This window comes from Pseudomonas monachiensis, from assembly GCF_047345015.1.
Lineage (GTDB): Bacteria > Pseudomonadota > Gammaproteobacteria > Pseudomonadales > Pseudomonadaceae > Aquipseudomonas > Aquipseudomonas monachiensis.
Genome location: NZ_CP178857.1, coordinates 3571969 through 3594401, shown reverse-complemented (window position 1 = coordinate 3594401; position 22433 = coordinate 3571969). Strand labels below are relative to the sequence as shown.

The following is a 22433-nucleotide window of genomic DNA, read 5'->3' as shown; positions in this document are numbered from 1 at the left end:
CCAGTCAAAGGCGATATGCGCCAACGCCGCCGCCGAAGAGTCCTTGATGACTTAAGGCCCCGTCAGGGGCATTTTTTGATAGTGGTAAATGTACTGAAAGCCAGCGATGATGGCGTGTCGCCAACATCACAAGAACACTGCAATGTCGGACCGTTTCCTACTGTATATCGATATCCTCGGCTTTACCGAAATGGTGGCCAAAGACCCGCGCAAGGTGGCTCGTGTCTACTCGATCCTTGACACGTTGAACGTCCACAAGCACAACAGTTTCACAACGATTGTCTTTTCCGACACCATCCTGGTCTATAACAACGACGCACCCACCAACGATTACGACCGGAAGTATCTGGTCATGTATCTGACGGAGTTCGCGGAGGACCTTCATGACCGCTTGATCGGACAAGACATCTATTTCCGGGCAACGTTGGTCGCGGGGGAGTTCTTCCACTACGAACTGGACCATGTCGACTGCTTTTACGGAAGCGCGTTGATCAAGGCTCACAAGGCTGAGAAGGACATCCCCTCGCTTGGTCTATTCATGGACAACGAGTGTGCCAAGTTCAATCAGACCTTCCACCTGACCCGGTTCAACGATGAGTTTTCCTTTGTCTATCTGAATCAGCATCTGGAATACCTCAACAAACACGCTTTCGGCGTATTTCCAACAGTGTTTAACCCTCCCGTTGGCGATGTGGCTCCGGACGTATTCGGCCAGATCAGGTTTCTCCAGCACATCCATGACCAGATGCGCTCGCACCCCCTACCCCACGTCAGAAGTAAGTTTCTGACGGCTTGGGACTTTCATAAAAAACGCTACCCGCAAATGCTGCGAGTCCTTGAGGACAATCAGTTCAAGGCTGACTCCCTTGGTGCCAGCAGCGACTGGTTGGATCTGGAAAGAGTGCACAACCAAAATGTTGCCTACTTTAAGCGAATCGGCAGTGGTACTCAGCTTTCCATGACCATTACTGGCACTGCCAAAAAAGCCGCCAAGCGATCGGCCAAGATTGTCGTATCGAAGCCTACTAGTGCAGCTAAGCCACGAGTAGCCAGATCCTCAGTGGTCAAAAGCCAGCAAAAAAAATTAGCTCCAGTGACAGTAACGTCAAAGCCAAAACCGAAATCCGTACCAAAGAAACTTTCACCATCCAAGCCCTAATGACTGCGGTGGTTTGATTTCCCGCCAGCATCCATTGGTCTGCACCGCATCTCGTGGAGGGGTCCATTGCCGGACGCTGGGAGGACGGAAGATTTATGTGCGGAAGTGAAACCATGAGCGCGCTGAACCAGATGCGTAATTTAAGCAGGCGAAAAAAGATCTTTCCCCTATTTTGCACAGGAAGAAATATGAAGTTCATTGGTAAATTTGGCGAGTACCTTGTTCTAACGCGCCTGCTTGAGAACGAAATTGAAGCATACCCTGCGATTAAAGTTAATCAAGATAGCTACGATATAACCGCGATCTCGGCGTCGGGACGAATCGTAAGAATTCAGGTCAAAGCTACCGAATTGCACAACAAGAGCACGAATAACACCATCGGATCGCTCGCGCGTGAGTTCGATTTTTTGGTTGTTGTTGTAGTCCACGGTGAACGAACAGCCAATTGCTACATCCTCACGCATGCCGAAGCCCAAACGCTTCGCGGCACATCCAAGCAACTTGGAATCAGTCGCCTGGAAAAGCAGGCTTCGGTTGTAAAAAGCGAAATGGCTCAACACATAGAGCAATGGAATCGAATCCGAGACGCTTGAATAGGCCCTATACCCAATAGCCGCTTCTGGCCGTATGCATACCCTGGTGAGGGTCTGCTTTGGGTCGTTTTCTGCCGGTCATACCCATAAAACGCGCTAGTCAACTCCATCCAAATGCTCGCTCAGCTCGAATGCAATCAGCTGACCAAATCCATCCAATCCCTCATCACGCCTTAACCCAACGCTGCCGACTCCAACTACTCAACCCATCAACAGCAAACACCAACACCAACATCGCCAAAATCACCGTACTGGCCTGAGCCTCCTGAAACAGACTAAGGCTCACATAAAGCATCTGCCCCAACCCCCCAGCCCCAACAAAACCGAGCACACTGGCCATGCGGATGTTGTTTTCCCAGCGGTACAGGATGTACGCCAACAGCTGCGGAAACAGGTTGGGCAGGGTGCCGTAGCAGAAGGCCCAGACCACATTACCGCCTTGCAAGCGGATCGCTTCGGCCGGTTGCGGCGGGGTGTTTTCCAGTGCTTCGGCGAACAATCGGCCCAGCACCCCGGTGGTGTGCATGGCCAGTGCCAGGGTGCCGGCGTTGGGGCCGAGTCCGGCGGCGAGCACCATCAGCGCGGCCCAAACCAGTTCGGGAATGGCGCGCAGGGCGTTCAGCACCAGGCGCGACGCACTCTGCAACGGCCAGCCGAAACGCCCGGCCGCCGGCAGAGCCAGTACCAGGCCAAATACCGCTGCGAGCAGGGTGCCAAGGGCCGACATGGCCATGGTTTCCACGGCGCCACGGCCGATGGCTTGCAGATGGCCGGCGCTCAGGTCGGGGCTGAGAAAACGCAGCACGTAGGCGCCCATCTGCTTCAGGTTACCGCTGCCACCCAGTTCGCCGAGGTCGATGCCCAGATAGCGGAATGAAGCGACGACCGCTGCGCCAATGCACAGGATCAGCAGCAGGTTGATCAGGCGATTCATGCGAACCTCCAGCGCAGCAGGCGGCTGATCTGATCGGCGAACAGCACCAGGACGAAAAAGGTCAGCAACATGCTCGCCACTTCACCGCCGGCGAACATGCGCAACGACAGGTCGATCTGCTGGCCCAGCCCGCCGGCACCGACGAAGCCCATCACCACCGACGCGCGGATCGCGCACTCCCAGCGATATACGGTGTATGACAGCAACTCCGCCGCGACATTGGGCAGGATGCCGTAGCAGAACGCCGCCAACCGGCCGCTGCCGGCTTGCAGCAGCGAGTGGGCGGGACGCTGGTCGACGGACTCGAAGATTTCCGCGTAGACCTTGCCCAGCATGCCGCTGTAGGTGATGGCGATGGCCAGCACCCCGGCGGTCGGGCCAAGGCCGACGGCGCGCACGAACAGCAGGGCCCAGACGATTTCCGGCACGCTGCGCAGGAAGATCAGCAGCCCGCGCACCGGCCAGCGCAACAGTCGGCCCAAGGCGCTCGGGCGACCGCTGCGAGAGGCGGCGGACAACGACAGCGCCCGGCTGGCCAACAAGCTGGCGGGCACGGCCAACATCAAGGCCAGGGCCATGCCGGCGGTGGCGATGGCCAGGGTTTGCAGCGTGGCTTGCCACAGTAGCTGGAGGAACTCTTCGTCATGGGCCGGTGGCCAGAAGGCTGAGACAAACCGGCCCATCTCACTCTGGCTGTCGGCCTGGAGCAGCACACCCAGATCCAGTTCGCTGAAATGAATACCGGGCCACAGCAGGGCAAGCGCCAACAGACTGAGCAGCAGGCGGGGCAGGGTGGCCGGGTCTCGTGTATCGCGCGTCAGCATCGGGGAATCTGCAGGCTCAAGGGCGCCACCGGAACGGGCGGCGATAGCAATTGTTCGTTGGCGTAGAGCTTGTCGAGCAAATCGTGGTCGACGTCGCTGGCGGGAAGGTCGAACAGGACCTGGCCTTCGCGCAAACCGATGATGCGTGAAAAGTGCGCCAGGGCCAGGTCCACCGCATGCAGGCTGGCGACCAGGGTCACCTTGTGTTCCCGGGCGTGGCGGCAGAGGATCGACAAGGTGTGCCCGGCCAGCACCGGGTCCATCGCCGACACCGGCTCATCGGCCAGCAGCACTTCGGGCGCCTGGTACAGCACCCGGGCAATGCCCACGCGCTGCAGTTGGCCGCCGGACAATTGCTGGCACTGGGCGAACAGCTTGTCACCCAGGTCCAGCTTGGCCAGTGCCGCCCGCGCTCCGGGAACATCCACCGGATGCAGCAGGCTCAGCAGGCTTTTGGCAAAACCCCACTGGCCCAGCTTTCCGGCCAGCACCGCCGTGACCACCCGTTGCCGCGGTGGCAGGGGTGGCGCCTGGTGCACCAGGCCGATGCGCGCCCGCAGCTGCTGACGCCGATGGGCGCCAAGCTGCCAGGCGTGCTCGCCGAGTACCTCGACCGCGCCGTTGTCCGGGCGCAGGGCGGTGGCCAGCACGTTGAGCAGGCTCGACTTGCCAGCGCCGGACGGACCGATGATCGCGACCTGCTCACCGGCAGCGATGTGCAGGTCGACCTCATGCAGCGCACGTACGCCGTTGCCGTGAGTCAGGCTGACCCGGTTCAGGTGCAAGGTCATTTCAGCAGGTCGGCAGCGCGCGCGGCTTCCTCGATGCCCTTGTAGTTCTCAGGCTTGGTCTCAATGAAACGGCTGGCGGCTTGCAGGTCCAGAATGGCCTTGTCTTCAGGTTTTGCCGGGTCGAGCGCGAGGAAGGCCACCTTGATCTTCTCGGCGAGGGCCGGGTCGAGGGTGCCGCGCACGGTCCAGTTGTAGTCGAAGTAGGCCGGCGTGGTGGCGAAGACCTTGACCTTGTCGGTGTCGACCTTGCCGGCCTTGACCAGTTTTTCCCAGACGCTGGCATTGAGCACGCCGGCGTCCACTTTGCCAGCCTGAACCCAGGCGACGGTGGCGTCGTGGGCGCCGGAGTAACCGACACGGCTGAAGTAAGTTTCAGGCTTGATGCCGTCCTGCAGCATGAAATAGCGCGGCATCAAACTGCCCGACGTCGACGAGACCGAACCGAAGGCGAACGACTTGCCCTTGAGGTCGGCCAGCGACTTGACGGCCGGGTCGGCGGTGATGAATTTGCTGGTGAACTGGGCGTCCTGCTCACGCTGTACCAATGGAATGGCATTGCCGGTTTTCAGCCGCGCCTGCACGAAGGTGAAGCCGCCCAGCCAGGCCATGTCGATACGGTCTGTGGCCAGGGCCTCGACCACCGCCGGGTAGTCGGACACCGGTACGAACTCGACCTTCATGCCCAGTTGCTTCTCCAGGTACTCGCCCAGGGGCTTGAACTTGCGCTGCAATTCGGTGGGGGCTTCGTCGGGGATGGCGCTGACCTTGAGGGTGTCGGCGGCCTGTGCCAGCAGGGTGGAAAAGGACAGGGTCAGGCCGACGGCCAATGCCAGGGTACGTTTGAGCATGGAAGTTCTCCGGTTCAATAGCGGAAAAATGTCGATGCGCCCCGCACAAGCTGATTGCTGCACGACGCTTCGTGAGGGTAGACGAAAACGCCGCGATTATAGGGACTCTTGCGTGCCAGACCAGCAAAACCTGTAGGAGCGAGCTTGCTCGCGAATGTACGCAAACGATTATGTGTGCTGCTGGAAAAATACGGTTTCTTTCACGCGTATCGCCGGAAGACCACAGCAGAAAGCCATTGATCCTCCATTTCCTACACGTCTCTCAGAAACATCCCATTTACGTTTATTTCCCCTGCGTTAACGCTGTGCGCCGCGCTTTGCCCTGCCCTGACAGGTTCGGATTAGAGCAACTTAATCAGTAGCGGCGCGCTTCTCCGTTGGGACGCCAGTAGAAAGGGAGATCAAGACATGGCTTTGGGGTATTACATCGGGCCAGGCGACAAAACCACCTGTGGTGGCGAGGTTCTGGAGGGGGACCACAGCTTCAGCTTGTTCGGCCTCATCCATGCTCGCGAAGGTGATTTGGTCAGTTGTGGAAAAGATAAAAAGAGCTACCGGATCCTGGGTGGGGTTTCTCATGTCATCACTGATGGCAGGCGCGTGGCCGGTACACTCGACAGCCTCAGTGGCTGTCCCTGTGAGGCCCGACTGCTTCCCTCGAACTTCGAGGGCAGTTATGTGAACGAACCTTCCGCGCCGCCGGCTGCCAGGAAAACCGCTCAGCCGGCCACACCAACTTCCCCCCGTCCTCCGGCCGCGCCTCGCCCATCCGGGTTTACTTCAGCAGCGAAGACTGCCACGCCTTCCTTTGGCGAACGACCGGGAGTGGTCTGCGAGAACCTCTGGCGCGGCTACCAGCAACGGGTCGAAAACGTCGTGGCGCCGGGCGGCAAGCTGATTACCGACCCGAAAGCGCGCAACAAGGCGATCAACGCCGCCTACGCCCAGCTGTGGCGCCACGACCCGCGTTTCCAGTGGGCCGGCCTTGCGGCCTTTGCCTCCAAGCAGGTGGGCTGCGGCCTGCTGCACGCGGCGGAGTCGATCGACAAGATGCAGACTGAAGAAGAGACGATGCAGCAGTTGAGGGACAGCGCCAGGCAAGGGCTGGTGGGTTTGCTCAGCCCCAGCGAGCGGGAAAAGCGCGCGACAATACGGGAATTTGAACAGCGCCAGCGCGACTACGAACAGGCCAACCGCGACAACCCGGTGTGGGGCTTCACCCATTGGGGAGTCGACAGTGCGTTGCCCCTCGCGCAACGGATGTACCGGTTCGTGCACGAGATGCTGGCGATGGGCAATACCACGCTGTTCCTGGATGTGTATCCGTTGCATGTGTTTTATGCGGAGCGGGGGTTGCAGGCGCTGAAGGCTTGTCTGGATTCACGGAAGAACATCTATGGCACTGGTGAGCATCCGGTGCTGTGGCCGATCGGGCAGGAAGCGCTGAAGTTCGGGACTGACCACAAGGAAGTCCTCCTGGCCTTCGAGGCGATTGATACTGGCAATATCGCGGAAAGTGTCGCGCTTCTTGCCGAACACGAACAGGTCAATATCCTGCAACCGGCGATGTACAACGACACTGGACTGAAATGGTTGCTGCGCGGTAACCATTTCTCCTACGTCACCAACCTTCCTTCCGGGGCTGCTCAGGCCATAGAACTGACCCTGGCCAGTCAGTGCCGTCCCGTCGAGGACGGGCGCACCGTTGGTTTTAGCAACTTTCCCTTCGCCGACCTGGCTGACGTCGAGCGGCGCATGGCCTTCGTGCTTAAAGCCGCGGCGCAGTTTGACGAACTGCTGCAAAGCGACCAGCGCGACCAGATTGAGCAGTCGATTCGGGAGATCGCCGTGGGTGGGGGTGTGCGATGAGCCTGCTGCATCGTGTGGGCTGGTGCCGCTGCTTATTGATGCTGGCAGTCGCGGCCCTCCTGACTGCAGCGGCGATTCAAGCCCTGTCGGATGAACCAGAAATCGCCTTAGTGATTGGTGAGCCATACGAGACCATGCGCCAGCGCTCCAGCGCGAGCATTGGCCCCGCCATACCGGGCCACTCATGGTTCAACGTTCCCAAGTCTGATGCCCGCCTGCGTTTCGTAGATCCTCAATACGGATTTGTAACCCCTTTGGCCCGCTTCTTTACCGTGAGTTTTACTGACGAGAAGGTGAGGAGCGTCCGCATGTCTCCACAAATCGAGCCACTACTGCTCGACGACACCCTCAAGGTCGTACTGGATTTGCAAGACCAGCTGCGCAACACAGGCTGGACAGCCATTCGGCTCAAGGACTACCCATCGTTCGCCGACACGCCGCAATGGCGAGCCCAATTGCGCGATGTGAACAAGGGCGGCACCTCCTATTGGCATGCGCAAGACAAGTATCAAGTGATGCTGGTGGTTCATCGTTTCAAGGACAAAAAGCGTCCCACGGAAGAGCGCTACCTCATCACGCTGGCACTGGCTACACCATGGACGAATCCTTGACCCTGTAGGCGATCTTGCTCCGGGCGGCGTTCCGACGATGGCGGAGCGTCAGTCTGCATCATTGCCGACTGATCCACCGCCATCGCGAGCAAGCTCGCTCCCACAGGTTTTGTGTGTCCCACAATTCAGGTGAATTACATCCTTGCCAACGCCTGTGCCAGATCCGCCCGCAAATCCTCCACATCCTCGACCCCCACCGACAACCGCACCAACCCATCACCAATCCCCAGTTCTGCGCGGGTATCGGGTGGGATGGTGGCGTGGGTCATGATCGCCGGGTGTTCGATCAGGCTTTCCACGCCGCCCAGGCTTTCGGCCAGGGCGAAGATCTGCACGCTTTCAAGGAAGCGTTTGGCGCCGGCCAGGTCGCTGTTGAGGTCGAGGGAGATCATCCCGCCGAAACCGCGCATTTGCCGTTGGGCCAGTTCGTGCTGCGGGTGCGACGGCAGGCCGGGGTAGTAGACCCGTGAGACTTGCGGTTGGCGCTCCAGCCACTGCGCCAGGTCCAGTGCGTTGCTGCAATGCCGTTCCATGCGCAGGGCCAGGGTCTTCACGCCGCGCAGGGTGAGGAAGGCATCGAACGGGCCGGCGATGGCGCCGACGGCGTTTTGCAGGAAGCCCAGGCGCTCGGCCAGTTCGGCGTTCTGCCCGACCACGGCGATGCCGCCGATCACGTCGGAGTGGCCGTTGAGGTACTTGGTGGTCGAGTGCAGCACGATGTCGAAACCCAGCTCCAGCGGGCGCTGGATCCACGGGCTGGCGAAGGTGTTGTCGGCCACGCAGATGATGCCGCGGGCGCGGCAGGTGCGGGCGATGGCGGCGAGGTCGGTGAGGCGCAGCAGCGGATTGCTCGGTGTCTCGACCATGACCATGCGGGTGTCGTCTTGCAGGGAGGCCTCGAACGCCGCCAGGTCGGTCAGGTCGACGAAGCTGAAGCGGTGCCCGGCGCTGCGCTGGCGCACCTTGTCGAACAGGCGGAAGGTGCCGCCGTACAGGTCGTTGCCCGAGACGATGTGCGAGCCGGCGTCGAGCAGTTCGAGCACCGTGGAAATGGTCGCCAGCCCCGAGGCGAAGGCAAAGCCCCGGGTGCCGCCTTCAAGGTCGGCCACGCAGCGCTCCAGCGCCCAGCGCGTCGGGTTGTGCGAACGCCCGTAGTCCAGGCCTTTGTGCACCCCGGGGCTCTGTTGCAGGTAGGTGGAGTTGGCGTAGATCGGCGGCATCAACGCCCCGGTGGATGGGTCTGGCGCTTGCCCGGCGTGGATCACCCGGGTGGCGAAGCCCTGTGGCGGGGTGTTTTTGTCCTGTTGACTCATGGCAGGGATCTCCGCAAATGGTTGAGCATGTCGGTTCGGGTAATCAGGCCGTGGAAGCCCGAGGCATCCTGGATGATCGCCACCAGCCCACGGCCCAGCTCGGCTTCCAGCTCGGCCAGGGTGGCATCGGGGGACAGGGTTTGCAGTTTGTCGGTCATGGCGCTGGAGACGGCCTTGCGAAAGTGCGCAACGTCTTCGTGCACGCCCAGCAGGATGTCGGATTCATCGATGACGCCGACCAGTTGTTTGCCGTTCACCAGCACTGGTAGCTGCGAGACATCCGCCAGGCGCATGCGTTGAAAAGCCGTCAGTAGCGTGTCATCCGGGCCGACGCTGATCACCCGGCCATCCTCGAAGCGCCGCGCGATCAGGTCGCGCAGGTCGCCGTAGTGCTTGCGTTGCAGCAGGCCCTGATCGTTCATCCACTGGTCGTTGTAGACCTTCGACAGGTAACGCGTCCCGGTGTCGCAGACGAAGCTCACCACCCGTTTCGGCTGGGTCTGTTCGCGGCAGTAACGCAACGCCGCCGCCAGCAAGGTGCCGGTCGACGAGCCACCGAGAATACCTTCGGCACGCAGCAGTTGGCGGGCATGGTCGAAGCTTTCTTCGTCGCTGATCGAATAGGCATGGCGCACGCTCGACAGATCGGCAATTGACGGAATGAAGTCTTCGCCAATGCCTTCCACCGCCCAGGAACCGGGGGGGGGGAGGGTGCCACCGCGGCTGTATTCGGCCATCACCGAGCCCACCGGGTCGGCCAGGACCATTTCCAGGTCCGGCTGCACCCGTTTGAAGAAGCGGGTCAGGCCGGTGAGGGTGCCGGCCGAACCGACGCCGACGACGATGGCGTCCACATCATGCTGGGTTTGCGCCCAGATCTCCGGCGCGGTGCTGCATTCGTGGGCCAGCGGGTTGGCCGGGTTGTTGAACTGGTCGGCGAAGAACGCATCGGGAATTTCCGCCGCCAGCCGCGCAGCGACGTCCTGGTAGTACTCGGGATGGCCCTTGCCGACGTCGGAGCGGGTGATGTGCACCTCGGCGCCCATGGCCTTGAGGTGCAAGACCTTCTCGGTGGACATCTTGTCCGGCACCACCAGCACCACGCGGTAGCCCTTGGCGCGACCGACCAGGGCCAGGCCCAGGCCGGTGTTGCCGGCGGTGGCTTCGACGATGGTGCCGCCGGGCTTGAGGCGACCATCGCGTTCGGCGGTATCGATCATGGCCAGACCGATGCGGTCCTTGATCGAGCCGCCGGGGTTCTGGGATTCGAGTTTGAGAAACAGGGTGCAGGGGCCGGTATCGAAACGGCTGACGCGCACCAGAGGTGTATTGCCGATCAGTTCGAGCACGGCAGGACGGGAATTGTCGGGCATGTCATCACTCCTTGCGTAAATCCGCACTGGATGGACAGCAATCCGCGCCGGGTCTTCGCGCCGGTCGCGGGCAATGCATCGCTTGGACCATAGGCCGGGATCGGGTCGACCGCAACCTTGCACGGCCAGTCGGTCACCTCGACGCTTTTTCCTCGCCAGCGACCACAAAAAACATAATTTCGCTATTTCCCGGCTCCGAACAGAATGCGGCCAACACCCTGACACCGATAGCCGAAGCAGAAGAACAACAGTGATCAGAATCGAGGCGGCAGCCATGACCGACCTGAATCAAACCACCTTTCAGAAGTGCACAGCCATGACAGTTGATAAAACCGCAATTGATACGCTTGTTGTTGGCGCCGGCCAGGCCGGTGTGGCCATGAGCGAACACCTGAGCAAGCTCGGTGTGCCTCACCTCGTAGTGGAGCGCAATCGTATCGCCGAAGCCTGGCGCACCGGTCGCTGGGATTCGCTGGTAGCCAACGGCCCTGCCTGGCACGACCGTTTCCCGGGGCTGGAATTCGACGGTCTGGACCCGGATGCCTTCGCCGGTAAAGAGCAAGTGGCTGCGTACTTCGAAGCCTATGCCAAGAAGTTCAACGCGCCGATCCGCACCGGCGTGGATGTGAAAAAAGTCGAACGTAACATCGACCGTCCCGGTTTCACCGTTGAAACTTCCGACGGCGTGATCGAAGCCCGGCATGTGGTGGTCGCCACCGGTCCGTTCCAGCGTCCGGCAATCCCGCCGATTGCCCCCGAAATCGCCGGCATCACCCAGATTCACTCCGCCCAGTACTACAACCCGCAGCAACTGGCCGAAGGCGCGGTGCTGGTGGTGGGCGCCGGTTCCTCGGGGGTGCAGATCGCCGATGAACTGCAACGTTCCGGCAAGCAGGTCTACCTGTCGGTGGGCGCCCACGATCGTCCGCCCCGTGCCTATCGCAACCGTGATTTCTGCTGGTGGCTGGGGGTGTTGGGCGAGTGGGATGCCGAAGCCATGCAGCCCGGTAAAGAGCACGTGACCATCGCCGTGAGCGGTGCCCGTGGCGGCCACACCGTGGACTTCCGCCGCCTGGCTCACCAGGGCATGACCCTGGTCGGCCTGACCCAGGCGTTCAACGGCGCTGTGGTGAGTTTCGAGAATAACCTCGCCGACAACATCCAGCGTGGCGATGAAAACTACCTGGCGCTGCTCGACAAGGCCGACGCCTACATCGAACGCAACGGCCTGGACCTGCCGCTGGAACCCGAAGCCCGGGCCATGCTGGCGGACCCGGATTGCGTGACGAATCCAATCCTGGAGCTGGACCTGCTCAAGGCCGGCGTCACCACCATCATCTGGGCCACCGGCTACTCCACCGACTACAGCTGGCTGAAGGTCGATGCCTTCAAGGAAAACGGCAAGCCTCGGCACCAGCGCGGCGTGTCGGCCGAGCCCGGGGTGTATTTCGTCGGGTTGCCTTGGCAGTCCCGTCGCGGCTCCGCGTTTATCTGGGGCGTCTGGCACGACGCCAAGCACATCGCCGATCACATCGTTAAACAGCACACCTATCTCAACTACCGGGATGCGACCCAGCGTCAAGCCGAAGCCGCCCGTGCACCTCTTCAGAAAGCCAGCCTCATGGGAGTTCGTTAATGCCTACTCATACCCGCATCCGCATGTTCAACACCAAAGACACCTACCCGAACCAGACGCTGGACAACGATTTGTGCCAGGCCGTGCGTGCCGGCAACACCGTGTATGTGCGTGGTCAGGTCGGCACCGATTTCAACGGTCAATTGGTAGGCCTCGGCGATCCGCGTGCCCAGGCCGAGCAGGCCATGCGCAACGTCAAGCAACTGCTCGAAGAGGCGGGCAGCGACCTGAGCCACATCGTCAAGACCACCACCTACCTGATCGACCCGCGCTACCGCGAGCCGGTGTACCAGGAGGTCGGCAAGTGGCTCAAGGGCGTGTTCCCGATTTCCACTGGCCTGGTGGTCAGTGCCCTCGGCCAGCCGCAGTGGCTGATGGAAATCGACGTGATCGCTGTCATCCCTGAATAAGGAGTTCGTCATGACTTTTTCCATCGTGGGTCGCTGCGCCGAGACCGGCCAGCTGGGCATTGCCATCAGCTCTTCGAGCATTGCCGTCGGCGCGCGCTGCCCGTGGCTGCGTGCCGGTGTCGGTGCGGTGTCGAGCCAGAACATCACGCTGCCGGCCCTCGGTCCGCAGATCCTCGATGAACTGGCAGGCGGCTCGGCGCCGCCCCAGGCGCTGGACCACTCATTGACCCGCAACGGCTACAGCCAGTATCGGCAGGTGGCGGTGGTCGATGCCCATGGGCGCACGGCGGTGTTCAGCGGCAACCATGCCCTGGGCATCAATAATGCGGTGGCCGGTGACCAATGCGTGGCGGCCGGTAACCTGCTGGCCAACAGTGGGGTGATCGAGGCCATGGTCGCGGCGTTCGAAAACAGCGAAGGCTGCCTCGCCACCCGGCTGATGAACGCGTTGCAGGCCGGGCAGGATGCCGGTGGCGAAGCCGGCGCGGTGCACTCGGCGGCGCTGTCGGTGGTCGGTGACCTGACCTGGCCGATGGTCGACCTGCGGGTGGATTGGGCGGATGAAAACCCGATCGGCGAGCTGGGCAAGCTGTGGGCGGCCTACGAGCCGCAACTTCAGGATTATCTGACCCGTGCCCTCAATCCGACCCTGGCCCCCGCCTATGGAGTGCCCGGCGATGAGTGAGTTGCGCAGCCGCGCCATGCTCGCGCGATTGATCGGGTTCGCCACGGTCAGCCGCGATTCGAACCTGGAGCTGATCGAGTTCGTGCGTGACTATCTGCACGAACTGGGCGTGGATTGCGAACTGATCTACAACGCCGAGCGGACCAAGGCCAATCTGTTGGCCACGGTCGGCCCGCGTGTGGCCGGCGGCATCGTGCTGTCCGGGCACACCGACGTGGTGCCGGTGGACGGCCAGGCCTGGACGGTCGAACCATTCAGCCTGAGCGAGGCGAATGGCAAGCTTTACGGCCGTGGCACCGCGGACATGAAGGGCTATCTGGCTTCGGTGCTGGCGGCAGTGCCGATGTTTCTCTCCAGCCCTTTGAAGCGCCCGGTGCATTTGGCGTTTTCCTATGACGAAGAGGTCGGCTGCCTTGGTGTGCGCGGTTTGCTGGAAGTGCTGCCCCAGCGCATCCCGGCTCCGGCCTTGTGCCTGATTGGCGAGCCGACCGAACTCAAGCCGGTGCTCGGCCACAAAGGCAAACTCGCGATGCGTTGCCACGTGCGCGGTGCCGCTTGCCATTCGGCCTACGCGCCTTACGGGGTCAATGCCATCGAGCAGGCCGCGCGCCTGATCGGTCGGCTGGGCGACATCGGTGCCACCCTGGCCCGGCCAACTTTGCACGACAAGCGCTTCGATCCGGCGTTCTCGACCGTGCAGGTCGGAGTGATCCAGGGCGGTACGGCGCTGAACATCGTGCCAGCGGACTGCCGTTTCGATTTCGAGATCCGCGCCTTGCCCGACTTCGCCCCGCAAGTGGTCGTCGACGAACTGCAGGACTACGCCGAGCAGACGCTGCTGCCGGCCATGCAGGCCGTGGACACCGATACCGCTATCCGCTTTGAAAAAATTTCCGCCTACCCCGGCCTTGCGACACCCGTCGACAGCGCGGCGGCCCGGCTGATTGCCCAACTGTGCGGCAGCGACGCGTTCAGCACCGTGGCCTTTGGCACCGAAGGCGGGCTGTTCGATCAGGCCGGCATTCCTTCGGTGGTCTGCGGTCCCGGCAGCATGGACCAGGGGCACAAGCCCGATGAATTTGTCAGCGTTGTCCAGATGGCGGCCTGTGACCGCTTGATGGATCGCCTGGCGGCTTACTTGAGTGAATCCGAACACCCATAACAACAACGGGCCGACAAGCCCCGAGGAAGCGATCCATGTCCAGATCCTTGCGTTGCAGTGTTCCGTTTGCCCTGGCGTTGCTCAGTGCCAGTGTGTGGGCGGCCCCCCAGGACCTCACCGTGATTTCCTTCGGCGGTGCTACCAAACAGGCCCAGGATAAGGCCTATTTCCAGCCCTTCAACGCCAGTGGCGCGGGCAACATCATCGCCGGTGAGTACAACGGCGAGCTGTCGAAGATCAAGGCCATGGTCTCCGCCGGTCACACCAGTTGGGACGTGGTAGAAGTCGAAAGCCCCGAGCTGCTGCGCGGCTGCGAGGAGGGCCTGTTCGAGAAGCTCGATCAAGGACGCTTCGGTGACTCGGCGAACTTTGTGCCCGGTGCGCTGACCGAGTGCGGGGTGGCCACTTACGTCTGGTCGATGGTCATGGCCTACGACCAGAGCAAGCAGGCCAAGGCGCCGCAGTCCTGGGCAGACTTCTGGAACATCGCCGACTTCCCGGGCAAGCGTGGCCTGCGCAAGAGCGCCAAGTACACCCTGGAAATCGCCTTGCTGGCCGACGGGGTCAAGGCGGACGATGTGTACAAGGTCTTGAACACCCCGCAAGGCGTGACGCGGGCCTTTGCCAAGCTCGACCAGATCAAGCCGAACATCCAGTGGTGGGAGGCGGGCGCCCAGCCAGCGCAATGGCTGGTGGCCGGGGACGTGGTGATGAGCGCGGCCTACAACGGCCGGATCGCCTCGGCGCAGAAGGAAGGCATGAAGCTGAGCATCGTCTGGCCGCAGAGCCTGTACGACCCGGAATACTGGGCGGTGGTCAAAGGCACGCCGAACAAGGCATTGGCGGAAAATTTCATTGCATTTGCCAGCCAGCCGCAGACGCAAAAAGTCTTCTCCGAAACCATCCCCTACGGGCCGGTGCATCGCCAGACCCTGCCATTGCTGCCCAAGGCCGTGCAGGAGCAACTGCCGACCGCCGAGGCCAACCTGGCCGGTGCGCGGGCCGTGGACGCGGAGTTCTGGGTCGACCATGGCGAAGAGCTTGAACAGCGCTTCAATGCCTGGGCTGCGCGCTGACACAGGCACCGCATAACCCCTGTAGGAGCGAGCTTGCTCGCGATGAGGCCATCAGCTTCAACATCTTCGTTGACTGATGCACCGCCATCGCGAGCAAGCTCGCTCCCACAAAAAAGCCTGGTGCAAAACCTCGGGTTCAAACTTTGCCGCCTTCGCGCAGTGGTGATGGCAGTCAGTTAAAACACAGGACCCTGTGGGAGCGAGCTTGCTCGCGATGAGGCCATCAGATCCAACATCTTCGTTGACTGATGCACCGCCATCGCGAGCAAGCTCGCTCCCACAAAAAAGCCTGGTGCAATACCTCGGGTGCAAGCTTTGCCGCCCTCGCGCAGTGGTGATGGTGATCAGTTAAAACGCAGAGCCCCTGTGGGAGCGAGCTTGCTCGCGATGAGGCCATCAAATCCAACATCGTCGTTGGTTGATACACCGCCATCGTCGGAACGCCGCCCGGAGCAGGCTCGCTCCCACAAAAAAGCCGGGTGCAATACCTCGGGCACACCGGGTTGAAATGATTGTGTAAATCGGGATGGTCGTTTGCCGGGCGTATCGCTATGCTCAGCGAGTTTGCCAAACGCCAATGATAACAATCACAGTGAAACCATGAGCCAATCAGACACGCGAGCGACTGTTCTAGCGCTGTATCCGGAAGACTCCCGCGAGGCCGCGGCATTGCTCAAGCAGGCAGTGCCGCTGATGGTTCGTCACAACATTCCGCCCAACCCGGTGCATTACGCGCTCTGGTACACCTACAGCAAGGGCCAGGAGCCGGAGCTCAACCGGCAACTGGACCGGGTGGTCAACGACTTTGACTATTTTCCGCCGGAGTCCGCCACCAAGCTGTTTCGCGAGTACATCATCCGCGATGAACTGGCGGATGCCCGCTCCGGGCAGCAGGATGCGATCAACCTGGTCGACGACATGGAGCGCGATGTTTCGCGCAGCGTGCAAGGCAACCAGAACTTCCAGGCCAGCCTTGGCCAATACCTGCAGATGCTCGAAGAACCCGCCGACGAGCGCTTGCCGAGCATCCTGATCCAGCTGCAACAAAGCACTCGGCTGATGCAGGGGCAGCAGGAGCATTTCCTCGCCCAGTTGCAGTCGGCGCAGCATGAAATCAAAAGCCTGCGGGACAAACTCGAACGCGCCCAACTGGCGGCGACCCTCGATGGCCTGACCGAATTGCTCAACCGCTCCACCTTCAACCGCCAGCTTGAACAGGCCATGGGCAACGTGGCGAGGGGTGTGGCGCTGGTGATGCTGGATATCGATCACTTCAAGCAGTTCAACGACCAGTACGGCCATCCCTTGGGTGACCGCGTGCTGCAGCATGTCGCCCGGGTGTTGCGCGATTCGCTGCCCGAAGAAGCGTTCGCGGCGCGTTATGGCGGCGAGGAGTTCTGCGTGGTGCTCAAGGATTGCCCGGATATGGCGGCCGCGGGCGCTTTTGCCGAGCGCCTGCGCCTGAAAATCCAGTCGCTGCGGGTCAAGGCCCGGGGCACCGACACGGTGCTGGACACCATCACCGCATCGTTTGGCGTGGCCCATGCGCAAACTGGCGACACACCGGAAAGCCTGCTGACCCGCGCCGACGATGCGCTGTACCAGGCCAAGCGCAACGGGCGCAATCAGGTACGTCAGCAGCCTGACGTAGCGGTCGGGGCCGTTTAGCCGAGGATGAAGTAGACCTTGCGCACCGTCGTGAGGTTTTCCCAGGTGCCGTTGAATCCGCTGGCGACCACGAAGGAATCACCGGGGCCGAACGTGCGCGCGACGCCCTCGGCATCGGTCAGGCGCACGCTGCCTTCAAGGATGTGACACAGCTCGTCGTAATCGCACTGACAGCGCTCGCGGTGCGGTCCCGCCTCCCAGATGCCGGCCACGGCGTTTTTTCCGGGCTGCACAAAGTGCCGCCAACTCTTGCTGCGGTAAGGCGCGTCAACCACGGCCGGGTCGTTGATTTCAGTTTCACGGGGAGCAAGGTCGCTGGCGAAGTCGATGACGTGCCGGGGCAGGGCTGTGGACATGGTGGTCTCCGGATCAGGAATCGAAACCGATGCCAAAGGCATCGAAGGTCTTGAGCAGCAGGTCGCGGTGACCGTCGCGGTCTTCGCGCGCCAGTGAACGCTGGGCCAGTTTCACACCTACATAACGCAAGGGTTCGGGCGGAAAGCGGAACGGCGCCTTGGACGTCATCAGCAGTTCGGTACGTTCGGTGCGCTCGCCGGCCAGCAGGTCGAGCATGTTCAGCGCGGCGAAGCGGCTGGCGGACACCCCTTGCCCGGTGAAGCCCAAGGCATAGGCGACGCGGCCCTGGTGCTCGCATCCGGTGAACATCGTGGTGCGTGCGGAGGTGTCGATGATGCCGCCCCAGGCATGGCTGAAACGCATATCGCCCAGGGCCGGGAAGGTCTGTTGGAATTGTTCGGCCAGGCGCTGGAAGCTTTGCGGGCGCTGGGTCAGGGCCTCGTCGCGGCGCCCGCCGAAATGGTAGATGGCATCAAAGCCGGCCCAGAGAATGCGGTTGTCGGCGGTCTTGCGCAGGTAGTGGAACTGGTTGCCGGCGTCGGCGATGCCGTAGCGGCCGGTCCAGCCGATGGCTTGCAGCTGTGCATCGCTCAGGGGTTCGCTGACCAGGCTGTAGTCGTAGACCGGGATCACGCTCGATGCCAGATGACCGAGCAGTGGCGGGGCGATGTTGGTGGCGAGGGCGATTTTTCCGGCGGTCACTTCGCCGCTTTCTGTACGCAGGCGCAGGTTGTCTTTGTCCGCTCTCAGTTGCAGGACCGGGCTGTTTTCGAACAGTTGAATGCCTTGCTCAAGGCAAATGCGGCGCAATTCAGCGGCCATTTTCGCCGGGTTGAGCAGGGCGTAATTGGGCTCGAACAGGCCGGCCGCATACGCCGGTGAATCAAGCTGGTGTGCCAGATCGCTGCCTTCCAGCCACTGGCAGTCGATGTTGAACCGCGCATAGTTGCGCTGCATCGAGCGCAGCCCATCGACCTGCCACGGCTGGCTGGCGACGTTGAGCTTGCCCTGGCGTTCGAACTCGACGTGCATGCCGAAGCGTTGCAGGTCGGCGGCCAGTTCGTCGAGGTTCTGCCGGCCGAGGCGGATCAGTTGCTCTGCTTCATTCGGCCAGCGCTTGAGTGCGTTGGAGACGCCATGGGAAATGCTCGGCGCGCAGAAACCACCATTGCGCCCACTGGCCTCACCGCCACAGCGTCGTGCCTCGATGATCGCGATGCTCAGCCCGGGGTTGCGCTGGCGCGCCAATAGCGCGGTCCACAATCCGGTAAAGCCACCACCGACCACCACCAGATCGAACTGCATGGACCCGCTGACGGCGGGCGCGGCGGGCGGTGGGGTAACGGTGTCCTGCCAAAAGGGGTGAGGCAGGGCACGGTCAAGCGCATCGAGACGCGATGGGACATTCATGCTGAAACTCCGGCGGTGTGTCGGGCAGCGACGATTGCGTTCGGTTGCCCGACGGTTTTTGTTGTTTTGGCTAGAGGTCTGGCAGCGCAAGAATCGCGCGGGCGGCAATGTCGGTGCCGCGGGTCGCTTGCATGCGCTCGCTGAACGATTTGAGGCGTTGTTTCATCGCTTGGTCGGCCAGCAGCTGTTCGAGGGCGGCGGGCAGGGCGGCCAGGGGATCGGCAAAGCGCGGCAGGTAGCGGCCGACGCCGACTTCCTCGGCGCGGGCGGCGTTGTCGTGGCCGTCCCAGCAATAGGGAATGATCAGCGACGGCAAGCCGAAATACAGCGCTTCACAGAAGCTGTTGTTGCCGCCGTGGTGGATGAACAACTGACATTCCTTGAGCACCGCCGGCTGGGCAAACCAGCTGTCGAGGTACACGTTGTCCGGCACGGTGGTGTACATGTCGCGGTAGGCGCCGACGTTGACCAGGAAGCGGTACGGCAAGGTTTCGATAGTGCTGATCAGGCGCTTCATCATTCCGGTGTCGGCGGCGCCAAGGCTACCGAAGCTGAGGTAGATCAGCGGCGCGTCGTTGTGCCGTGGAAAGTCCGGGACGATGTACGGCGCTTCGCGGCGTACGCAACCGTCGAGGTACACGTAGCGCTGCGGGTCCAGTGCTTGCTGGCGCTCATAGCGCACTGGCGTCGGTGACAGCAGCAGGTTCAGCCATGGCGAGTCAGTGAGGAACTGCCCCGCTGGGCACGGCGCGGTGCCGTTGCCGAGGAGAAATTGCGAAAAGCGTTCATGGGCCGGTGCGACAGCCTTCAGGTACTGCTCGGTGTAGCGTTCGCAGGCCTGGGGGTCGCTGGCCAGGCACCCGGACAGGTACGGTGGAACGTTGGCATCCGGCAGTTCGGTTTCGGCGCAGGACACCACTCGCACCCAGGGGCAACCGGCGTTGGCGATGGCCGGGAACATCACCACGTTGTCGAGCACGATCACGTCGGGCTTGAGGCGGCCGAGCAACTGCTGCAAGGGTTTTTCCGCTTCGATCGCGGTGTCGATGATGGCTTCCCAGGCCGGCGCCACGTAGCTGTCGATCTGTGCCAGCGGGGTCTGGTCGAAGTAGGGAATGCTGCGCTCGATGAAGCGCTCCCAGTAGTGCTGGTGTTCCGCCGCCGACAACGGGCTCGCTTGCGGAATCGGGTATTCGTCGAAACCGTATTCGGCGAACAGCCCCTGGAAATGTTCATGGCAGATGAACACCGGCCTGGCGCCCAGTTCACGCAGCGACTGAGCGATACCAATGCAGTTCAAGGCCGCGCCGAAACTGGCTTCGGGAAACAGGGCGATCAGTTTTTGTTTTTGCATGGCGAGGGACTGTCCATGGCGGGTCAGACCCGCCGCTCCTGAAGGTGTTTTTGATGCTGTCTTATTTTCAAAAAAAAATCATCATGTTTTTTGCAAGCCGGTTAGCGACGCCCGAACAGATGACTTTGCGGGATGCCACGGTTGGCGGTTTGCGGGCGTTGCGCGGCGCTCAGGCGCAGGTGCAGGCGCAGCAGGTCGGCGGCGATCTCCATCTGCCCGCGTTCGATCTGCGCGATGATCTGCAGGTGTTCGCGCAGGGCCTCTTGCAGGCGGTGCACGCTCACCGAGGGCAGCAGGTTCGGCAGGCGCCGCAGGCCCTGATGCTGGAGCAGGGCGTCGCTGATGAAGCGGTTGCCGCAGCTCTGGGCCAGCAGTTCGTGGAAGCTGATGTCCAGTTCGCGAAACTGTTGGATATCGAAATCTTCCACGGGGCGGGCCAGCAGGCTTTGGGTGGCGCTGCGCAACAGCGCCAGGCGTTGCGGGTCGGCGTTGAAGCTGGGACTGAGCAACGCTTCAGGTTCGAGAATCAGGCGGAATTTCAGGCTTTCTTCGAGGGCTGCCAGGCTGTTCAGTGACGGGCGAAACAGCCAGGACTGACCGGGGCCGCGCTCGATGGCCTGGTTTTCGCTCAATTGCTGCAGGGCCTTTTGCGCCGCCGGCCGGCCGATGTCGTAGCGGCGCATCAGTTCGCTGATGCTGATGCTGTCGCCCAGGCGCCCGGCCATGCGGTCGCGCAGCACCGAGGCGGCCAGTTCTTCTTCTTCGGCCTGGGGCAGGGCGGCATTGAAGGTCTGGCCGGCCGGGGGGGCCAGCAGGGTGTAACCCTTGCCCGCTTCATGGCTCAGCAGGTTTTCTTCGAGCAGCACTTTCAGCGCGCCGCGAATCAGCGTGCGCGAGACCTGGAAGGTCCGGGCCAGGGCCTGTTCGGCCACCGGGTCACCGGCCACCAGGCCGCTTTCCTGGGTGTGCTCGAGGATGCGCCGGGCCAGTTCCAGGTGATTGGTGCGCGGTTTTTTTTCGGCTGTCGTGCTCAAGCGTGTTTTCTCGTTGTGATCCGCTGTCGGACTCAGGTGCTCATCTTATGTCATGCGCCGGCGAAGCGTCAGGCCGTAAAAAAAGCGTTGACATCTTTTGATACTGGTCCTAATTTCTAAAAAAAAACACCAGCAATCGTTTCTCGTTTTGCCGTACTGCCTTCGAACACAACAATAAACAATCGTCGGGTGAGTATTTATGAGCAAGCTGAATGATCTTCTGTGCGTGGGATTGGCCGTTTCCCTGGCGATCGCTTCACAGGCTGCAAGTGCGAAAGATATGGTGATTTCCATCTGGGACGGCTACATGGCCCCGGATGCGCTGGAGAAGTTCAAGGCTGCCAGCGGTGTGGACGTCGACAAGGCGCTGCACGCCACCAACGAAGAAATCATGGGCAAGCTGATGGCCTCCGGTGGTGAAGGGTACGACGTGGTGTTCGTCTCCTCGCCTTTCGCCGAAGTCCTGCACAAACAGGGGCTGCTGGCGGACATCGATCCGGTCAAGGTCCCCAACCTGAAAAACCTCTACCCCGAAGCCACGCACCTGGAGTATGACCAGGGCAACCGGTTCTCCGTGCCTTACACCTGGGGCACTACCGGCATCTGCTACCGCTCCGACAAGGTGACGCCGGCGCCACAGAGCTGGAACGAGCTGCTCAATCCGAGCGATGCGCTCAAGGGCAAAGTGACGATGCTCGCCACCGACCGCTGGATGCTCGGCGCCGGTTTCCTCGCCAAGGGCTGGTCGGTCAACGACAGCGACCCCGCGCAAATCGCCGCGGTTCGCGATCAACTGATCGCCACCAAGAAACGCATTCTCTCCTTCGACGACACCACCTTCTACTCCAAGCTGGCCTCCGGCGAATCGCTGATGGCCCACGCCTGGGACGGCTGGTGCAACTACGGCACCCAGGCCAACGCGGCGATCAAGTTCGTGGTGCCCAAGGAAGGTTCCGACCTGTGGGTGGACACCATGGTCGTGTTGAAAAGCTCGAAGCACCAGGACGAAGCCTTCAAGTTCATCAACTTCATGCTGGCCAGGGAAAACCACGCCTGGGTCGCTGAAAACATCCTCTACAAAGTTCCCAACCAGGCGGCCATGGCCGGGTTGTCCGCTGACTTGCTCAAGCAATACCCCAACCTGACCATCGCCCCCGCCGAGCTGCTGAAAATGGAGCAATTGCGCGATCTGGGCGGCACCACGCAAAAGGCCTACACCCGCGCCGTCACCGAAATCATGGCGGCGCAGAACTAACGCCACGTCGATCCGAGGCATGCCCGGCATGCCTCGCCACACTCGCAAGCCGCCTCTGTCCTGAGGCGGGA

The 22433-nt window shown here is 61.8% G+C and carries 21 protein-coding genes; 11 read left to right on the top strand and 10 right to left on the bottom strand.

What is annotated here, in order from left to right; translation table 11 throughout:
- The first annotated feature begins 142 nt into the window (after positions 1 to 142).
- Positions 143 to 1159 carry a hypothetical protein gene (locus tag ACMDB8_RS15980; protein ID WP_286817877.1) on the top strand — a complete coding sequence of 339 codons (1017 nt, stop codon included), beginning with the start codon at positions 143 to 145 and terminating at the stop codon, positions 1157 to 1159.
- Positions 1160 to 1272: 113 nt separating this feature from the next.
- Complete coding sequence (locus tag ACMDB8_RS15975) at positions 1273 to 1752, top strand: hypothetical protein (protein WP_286817879.1); 480 nt, start codon at positions 1273 to 1275, stop codon at positions 1750 to 1752.
- A gap of 166 nt (positions 1753 to 1918) precedes the next feature.
- Here ACMDB8_RS15975 and phnE read toward each other — a convergent pair whose 3' ends face one another.
- The 4 genes from phnE to ACMDB8_RS15955 are packed head-to-tail and all read right to left on the bottom strand — an operon-like array spanning position 1919 to position 5149.
- Entirely contained in the window at positions 1919 to 2686 is a 768-nt protein-coding gene (gene phnE / locus ACMDB8_RS15970) for a phosphonate ABC transporter, permease protein PhnE (RefSeq protein ID WP_409078710.1), read from the bottom strand.
- The gene (locus tag ACMDB8_RS15965) at positions 2683 to 3510 is read right to left on the bottom strand and encodes a PhnE/PtxC family ABC transporter permease (protein WP_056727382.1); all 828 of its coding nucleotides are present in this window, start codon (positions 3508 to 3510) and stop codon (positions 2683 to 2685) included. Before ACMDB8_RS15965 ends, phnE begins: the two co-directional genes overlap by 4 nt.
- Positions 3504 to 4301 (bottom strand): phosphonate ABC transporter ATP-binding protein, encoded by a 798-nt coding sequence (locus ACMDB8_RS15960; protein ID WP_056727380.1) that lies wholly within the window; start codon positions 4299 to 4301, stop codon positions 3504 to 3506. The genes ACMDB8_RS15965 and ACMDB8_RS15960 overlap by 7 nt, the downstream gene beginning before the upstream one ends.
- Positions 4298 to 5149, bottom strand: coding sequence for a putative selenate ABC transporter substrate-binding protein (locus ACMDB8_RS15955; RefSeq protein ID WP_056727378.1), 852 nt, complete (start codon positions 5147 to 5149; stop codon positions 4298 to 4300). Before ACMDB8_RS15955 ends, ACMDB8_RS15960 begins: the two co-directional genes overlap by 4 nt.
- A gap of 408 nt (positions 5150 to 5557) precedes the next feature.
- Here ACMDB8_RS15955 and ACMDB8_RS15950 point away from each other — a divergent pair, with 408 nt between their 5' ends.
- The gene (locus ACMDB8_RS15950) at positions 5558 to 7018 is read left to right on the top strand and encodes a PAAR domain-containing protein (protein ID WP_223541804.1); all 1461 of its coding nucleotides are present in this window, start codon (positions 5558 to 5560) and stop codon (positions 7016 to 7018) included.
- Positions 7015 to 7629 (top strand): hypothetical protein, encoded by a 615-nt coding sequence (locus ACMDB8_RS15945; protein WP_056727376.1) that lies wholly within the window; start codon positions 7015 to 7017, stop codon positions 7627 to 7629. Before ACMDB8_RS15950 ends, ACMDB8_RS15945 begins: the two co-directional genes overlap by 4 nt.
- 134 nt (positions 7630 to 7763) lie before the next feature.
- Here ACMDB8_RS15945 and ACMDB8_RS15940 read toward each other — a convergent pair whose 3' ends face one another.
- Positions 7764 to 8942, bottom strand: a complete 1179-nt coding sequence (locus ACMDB8_RS15940; protein WP_056727374.1) for a trans-sulfuration enzyme family protein — start codon at positions 8940 to 8942, stop codon at positions 7764 to 7766.
- Positions 8939 to 10315: a pyridoxal-phosphate dependent enzyme gene (locus tag ACMDB8_RS15935; protein ID WP_409078711.1), complete on the bottom strand. Its 1377-nt coding sequence runs from the start codon at positions 10313 to 10315 to the stop codon at positions 8939 to 8941. Before ACMDB8_RS15935 ends, ACMDB8_RS15940 begins: the two co-directional genes overlap by 4 nt.
- Positions 10316 to 10589: 274 nt before the next feature.
- Between ACMDB8_RS15935 and ACMDB8_RS15930 the strand changes: the two genes are divergently transcribed.
- From ACMDB8_RS15930 to ACMDB8_RS15905, 6 genes are all read left to right on the top strand, one after another.
- Positions 10590 to 11951 carry a flavin-containing monooxygenase gene (locus tag ACMDB8_RS15930; RefSeq protein ID WP_223541802.1) on the top strand — a complete coding sequence of 454 codons (1362 nt, stop codon included), beginning with the start codon at positions 10590 to 10592 and terminating at the stop codon, positions 11949 to 11951.
- Positions 11951 to 12361 (top strand): RidA family protein, encoded by a 411-nt coding sequence (locus ACMDB8_RS15925; protein ID WP_003201555.1) that lies wholly within the window; start codon positions 11951 to 11953, stop codon positions 12359 to 12361. The genes ACMDB8_RS15930 and ACMDB8_RS15925 overlap by 1 nt, the downstream gene beginning before the upstream one ends.
- 10 nt (positions 12362 to 12371) lie before the next feature.
- A complete protein-coding gene (locus ACMDB8_RS15920; RefSeq protein ID WP_056727371.1) occupies positions 12372 to 13046 on the top strand; it encodes a DUF1028 domain-containing protein in 675 nt (224 codons plus the stop codon).
- Positions 13039 to 14208 (top strand): acetylornithine deacetylase, encoded by a 1170-nt coding sequence (argE, locus tag ACMDB8_RS15915; RefSeq protein ID WP_409078712.1) that lies wholly within the window; start codon positions 13039 to 13041, stop codon positions 14206 to 14208. Before ACMDB8_RS15920 ends, argE begins: the two co-directional genes overlap by 8 nt.
- A gap of 35 nt (positions 14209 to 14243) precedes the next feature.
- Positions 14244 to 15284: an ABC transporter substrate-binding protein gene (locus ACMDB8_RS15910; RefSeq protein ID WP_409078713.1), complete on the top strand. Its 1041-nt coding sequence runs from the start codon at positions 14244 to 14246 to the stop codon at positions 15282 to 15284.
- Positions 15285 to 15884: 600 nt separating this feature from the next.
- Positions 15885 to 16952, top strand: coding sequence for a GGDEF domain-containing protein (locus ACMDB8_RS15905; RefSeq protein WP_409078714.1), 1068 nt, complete (start codon positions 15885 to 15887; stop codon positions 16950 to 16952).
- Here the strand turns inward: ACMDB8_RS15905 and ACMDB8_RS15900 are convergent.
- From ACMDB8_RS15900 to ACMDB8_RS15885, 4 genes are all read right to left on the bottom strand, one after another.
- On the bottom strand, positions 16949 to 17308 hold the full coding sequence (locus ACMDB8_RS15900) for a cupin domain-containing protein (RefSeq protein WP_056727362.1): 360 nt from the start codon (positions 17306 to 17308) through the stop codon (positions 16949 to 16951). The genes ACMDB8_RS15905 and ACMDB8_RS15900 overlap by 4 nt on opposite strands.
- A 13-nt stretch (positions 17309 to 17321) precedes the next feature.
- Positions 17322 to 18719, bottom strand: coding sequence for an NAD(P)/FAD-dependent oxidoreductase (locus tag ACMDB8_RS15895; protein WP_409078715.1), 1398 nt, complete (start codon positions 18717 to 18719; stop codon positions 17322 to 17324).
- Positions 18720 to 18789: 70 nt separating this feature from the next.
- Positions 18790 to 20073: a nucleotide disphospho-sugar-binding domain-containing protein gene (locus ACMDB8_RS15890; RefSeq protein ID WP_409078716.1), complete on the bottom strand. Its 1284-nt coding sequence runs from the start codon at positions 20071 to 20073 to the stop codon at positions 18790 to 18792.
- A 101-nt stretch (positions 20074 to 20174) separates the two neighbouring features.
- Positions 20175 to 21107 carry a GntR family transcriptional regulator gene (locus ACMDB8_RS15885; protein WP_056727356.1) on the bottom strand — a complete coding sequence of 311 codons (933 nt, stop codon included), beginning with the start codon at positions 21105 to 21107 and terminating at the stop codon, positions 20175 to 20177.
- Positions 21108 to 21306: 199 nt separating this feature from the next.
- Here ACMDB8_RS15885 and ACMDB8_RS15880 point away from each other — a divergent pair, with 199 nt between their 5' ends.
- Positions 21307 to 22362: a polyamine ABC transporter substrate-binding protein gene (locus ACMDB8_RS15880; RefSeq protein ID WP_056727355.1), complete on the top strand. Its 1056-nt coding sequence runs from the start codon at positions 21307 to 21309 to the stop codon at positions 22360 to 22362.
- Positions 22363 to 22433: the final 71 nt, after the last annotated feature.

Coding starts and splice junctions, on each gene's coding strand:
- ACMDB8_RS15980 (WP_286817877.1), top strand. CDS start 143: ATGTCGGACCGTTTCCTACTGTATATCGATATCCTCGGCTTTACCGAA.
- ACMDB8_RS15975 (WP_286817879.1), top strand. CDS start 1,273: ATGAGCGCGCTGAACCAGATGCGTAATTTAAGCAGGCGAAAAAAGATC.
- phnE (WP_409078710.1), bottom strand. CDS start 2,686: ATGAATCGCCTGATCAACCTGCTGCTGATCCTGTGCATTGGCGCAGCG.
- ACMDB8_RS15965 (WP_056727382.1), bottom strand. CDS start 3,510: ATGCTGACGCGCGATACACGAGACCCGGCCACCCTGCCCCGCCTGCTG.
- ACMDB8_RS15960 (WP_056727380.1), bottom strand. CDS start 4,301: ATGACCTTGCACCTGAACCGGGTCAGCCTGACTCACGGCAACGGCGTA.
- ACMDB8_RS15955 (WP_056727378.1), bottom strand. CDS start 5,149: ATGCTCAAACGTACCCTGGCATTGGCCGTCGGCCTGACCCTGTCCTTT.
- ACMDB8_RS15950 (WP_223541804.1), top strand. CDS start 5,558: ATGGCTTTGGGGTATTACATCGGGCCAGGCGACAAAACCACCTGTGGT.
- ACMDB8_RS15945 (WP_056727376.1), top strand. CDS start 7,015: ATGAGCCTGCTGCATCGTGTGGGCTGGTGCCGCTGCTTATTGATGCTG.
- ACMDB8_RS15940 (WP_056727374.1), bottom strand. CDS start 8,942: ATGAGTCAACAGGACAAAAACACCCCGCCACAGGGCTTCGCCACCCGG.
- ACMDB8_RS15935 (WP_409078711.1), bottom strand. CDS start 10,315: ATGCCCGACAATTCCCGTCCTGCCGTGCTCGAACTGATCGGCAATACA.
- ACMDB8_RS15930 (WP_223541802.1), top strand. CDS start 10,590: ATGACCGACCTGAATCAAACCACCTTTCAGAAGTGCACAGCCATGACA.
- ACMDB8_RS15925 (WP_003201555.1), top strand. CDS start 11,951: ATGCCTACTCATACCCGCATCCGCATGTTCAACACCAAAGACACCTAC.
- ACMDB8_RS15920 (WP_056727371.1), top strand. CDS start 12,372: ATGACTTTTTCCATCGTGGGTCGCTGCGCCGAGACCGGCCAGCTGGGC.
- argE (WP_409078712.1), top strand. CDS start 13,039: ATGAGTGAGTTGCGCAGCCGCGCCATGCTCGCGCGATTGATCGGGTTC.
- ACMDB8_RS15910 (WP_409078713.1), top strand. CDS start 14,244: ATGTCCAGATCCTTGCGTTGCAGTGTTCCGTTTGCCCTGGCGTTGCTC.
- ACMDB8_RS15905 (WP_409078714.1), top strand. CDS start 15,885: ATGAGCCAATCAGACACGCGAGCGACTGTTCTAGCGCTGTATCCGGAA.
- ACMDB8_RS15900 (WP_056727362.1), bottom strand. CDS start 17,308: ATGTCCACAGCCCTGCCCCGGCACGTCATCGACTTCGCCAGCGACCTT.
- ACMDB8_RS15895 (WP_409078715.1), bottom strand. CDS start 18,719: ATGAATGTCCCATCGCGTCTCGATGCGCTTGACCGTGCCCTGCCTCAC.
- ACMDB8_RS15890 (WP_409078716.1), bottom strand. CDS start 20,073: ATGCAAAAACAAAAACTGATCGCCCTGTTTCCCGAAGCCAGTTTCGGC.
- ACMDB8_RS15880 (WP_056727355.1), top strand. CDS start 21,307: ATGAGCAAGCTGAATGATCTTCTGTGCGTGGGATTGGCCGTTTCCCTG.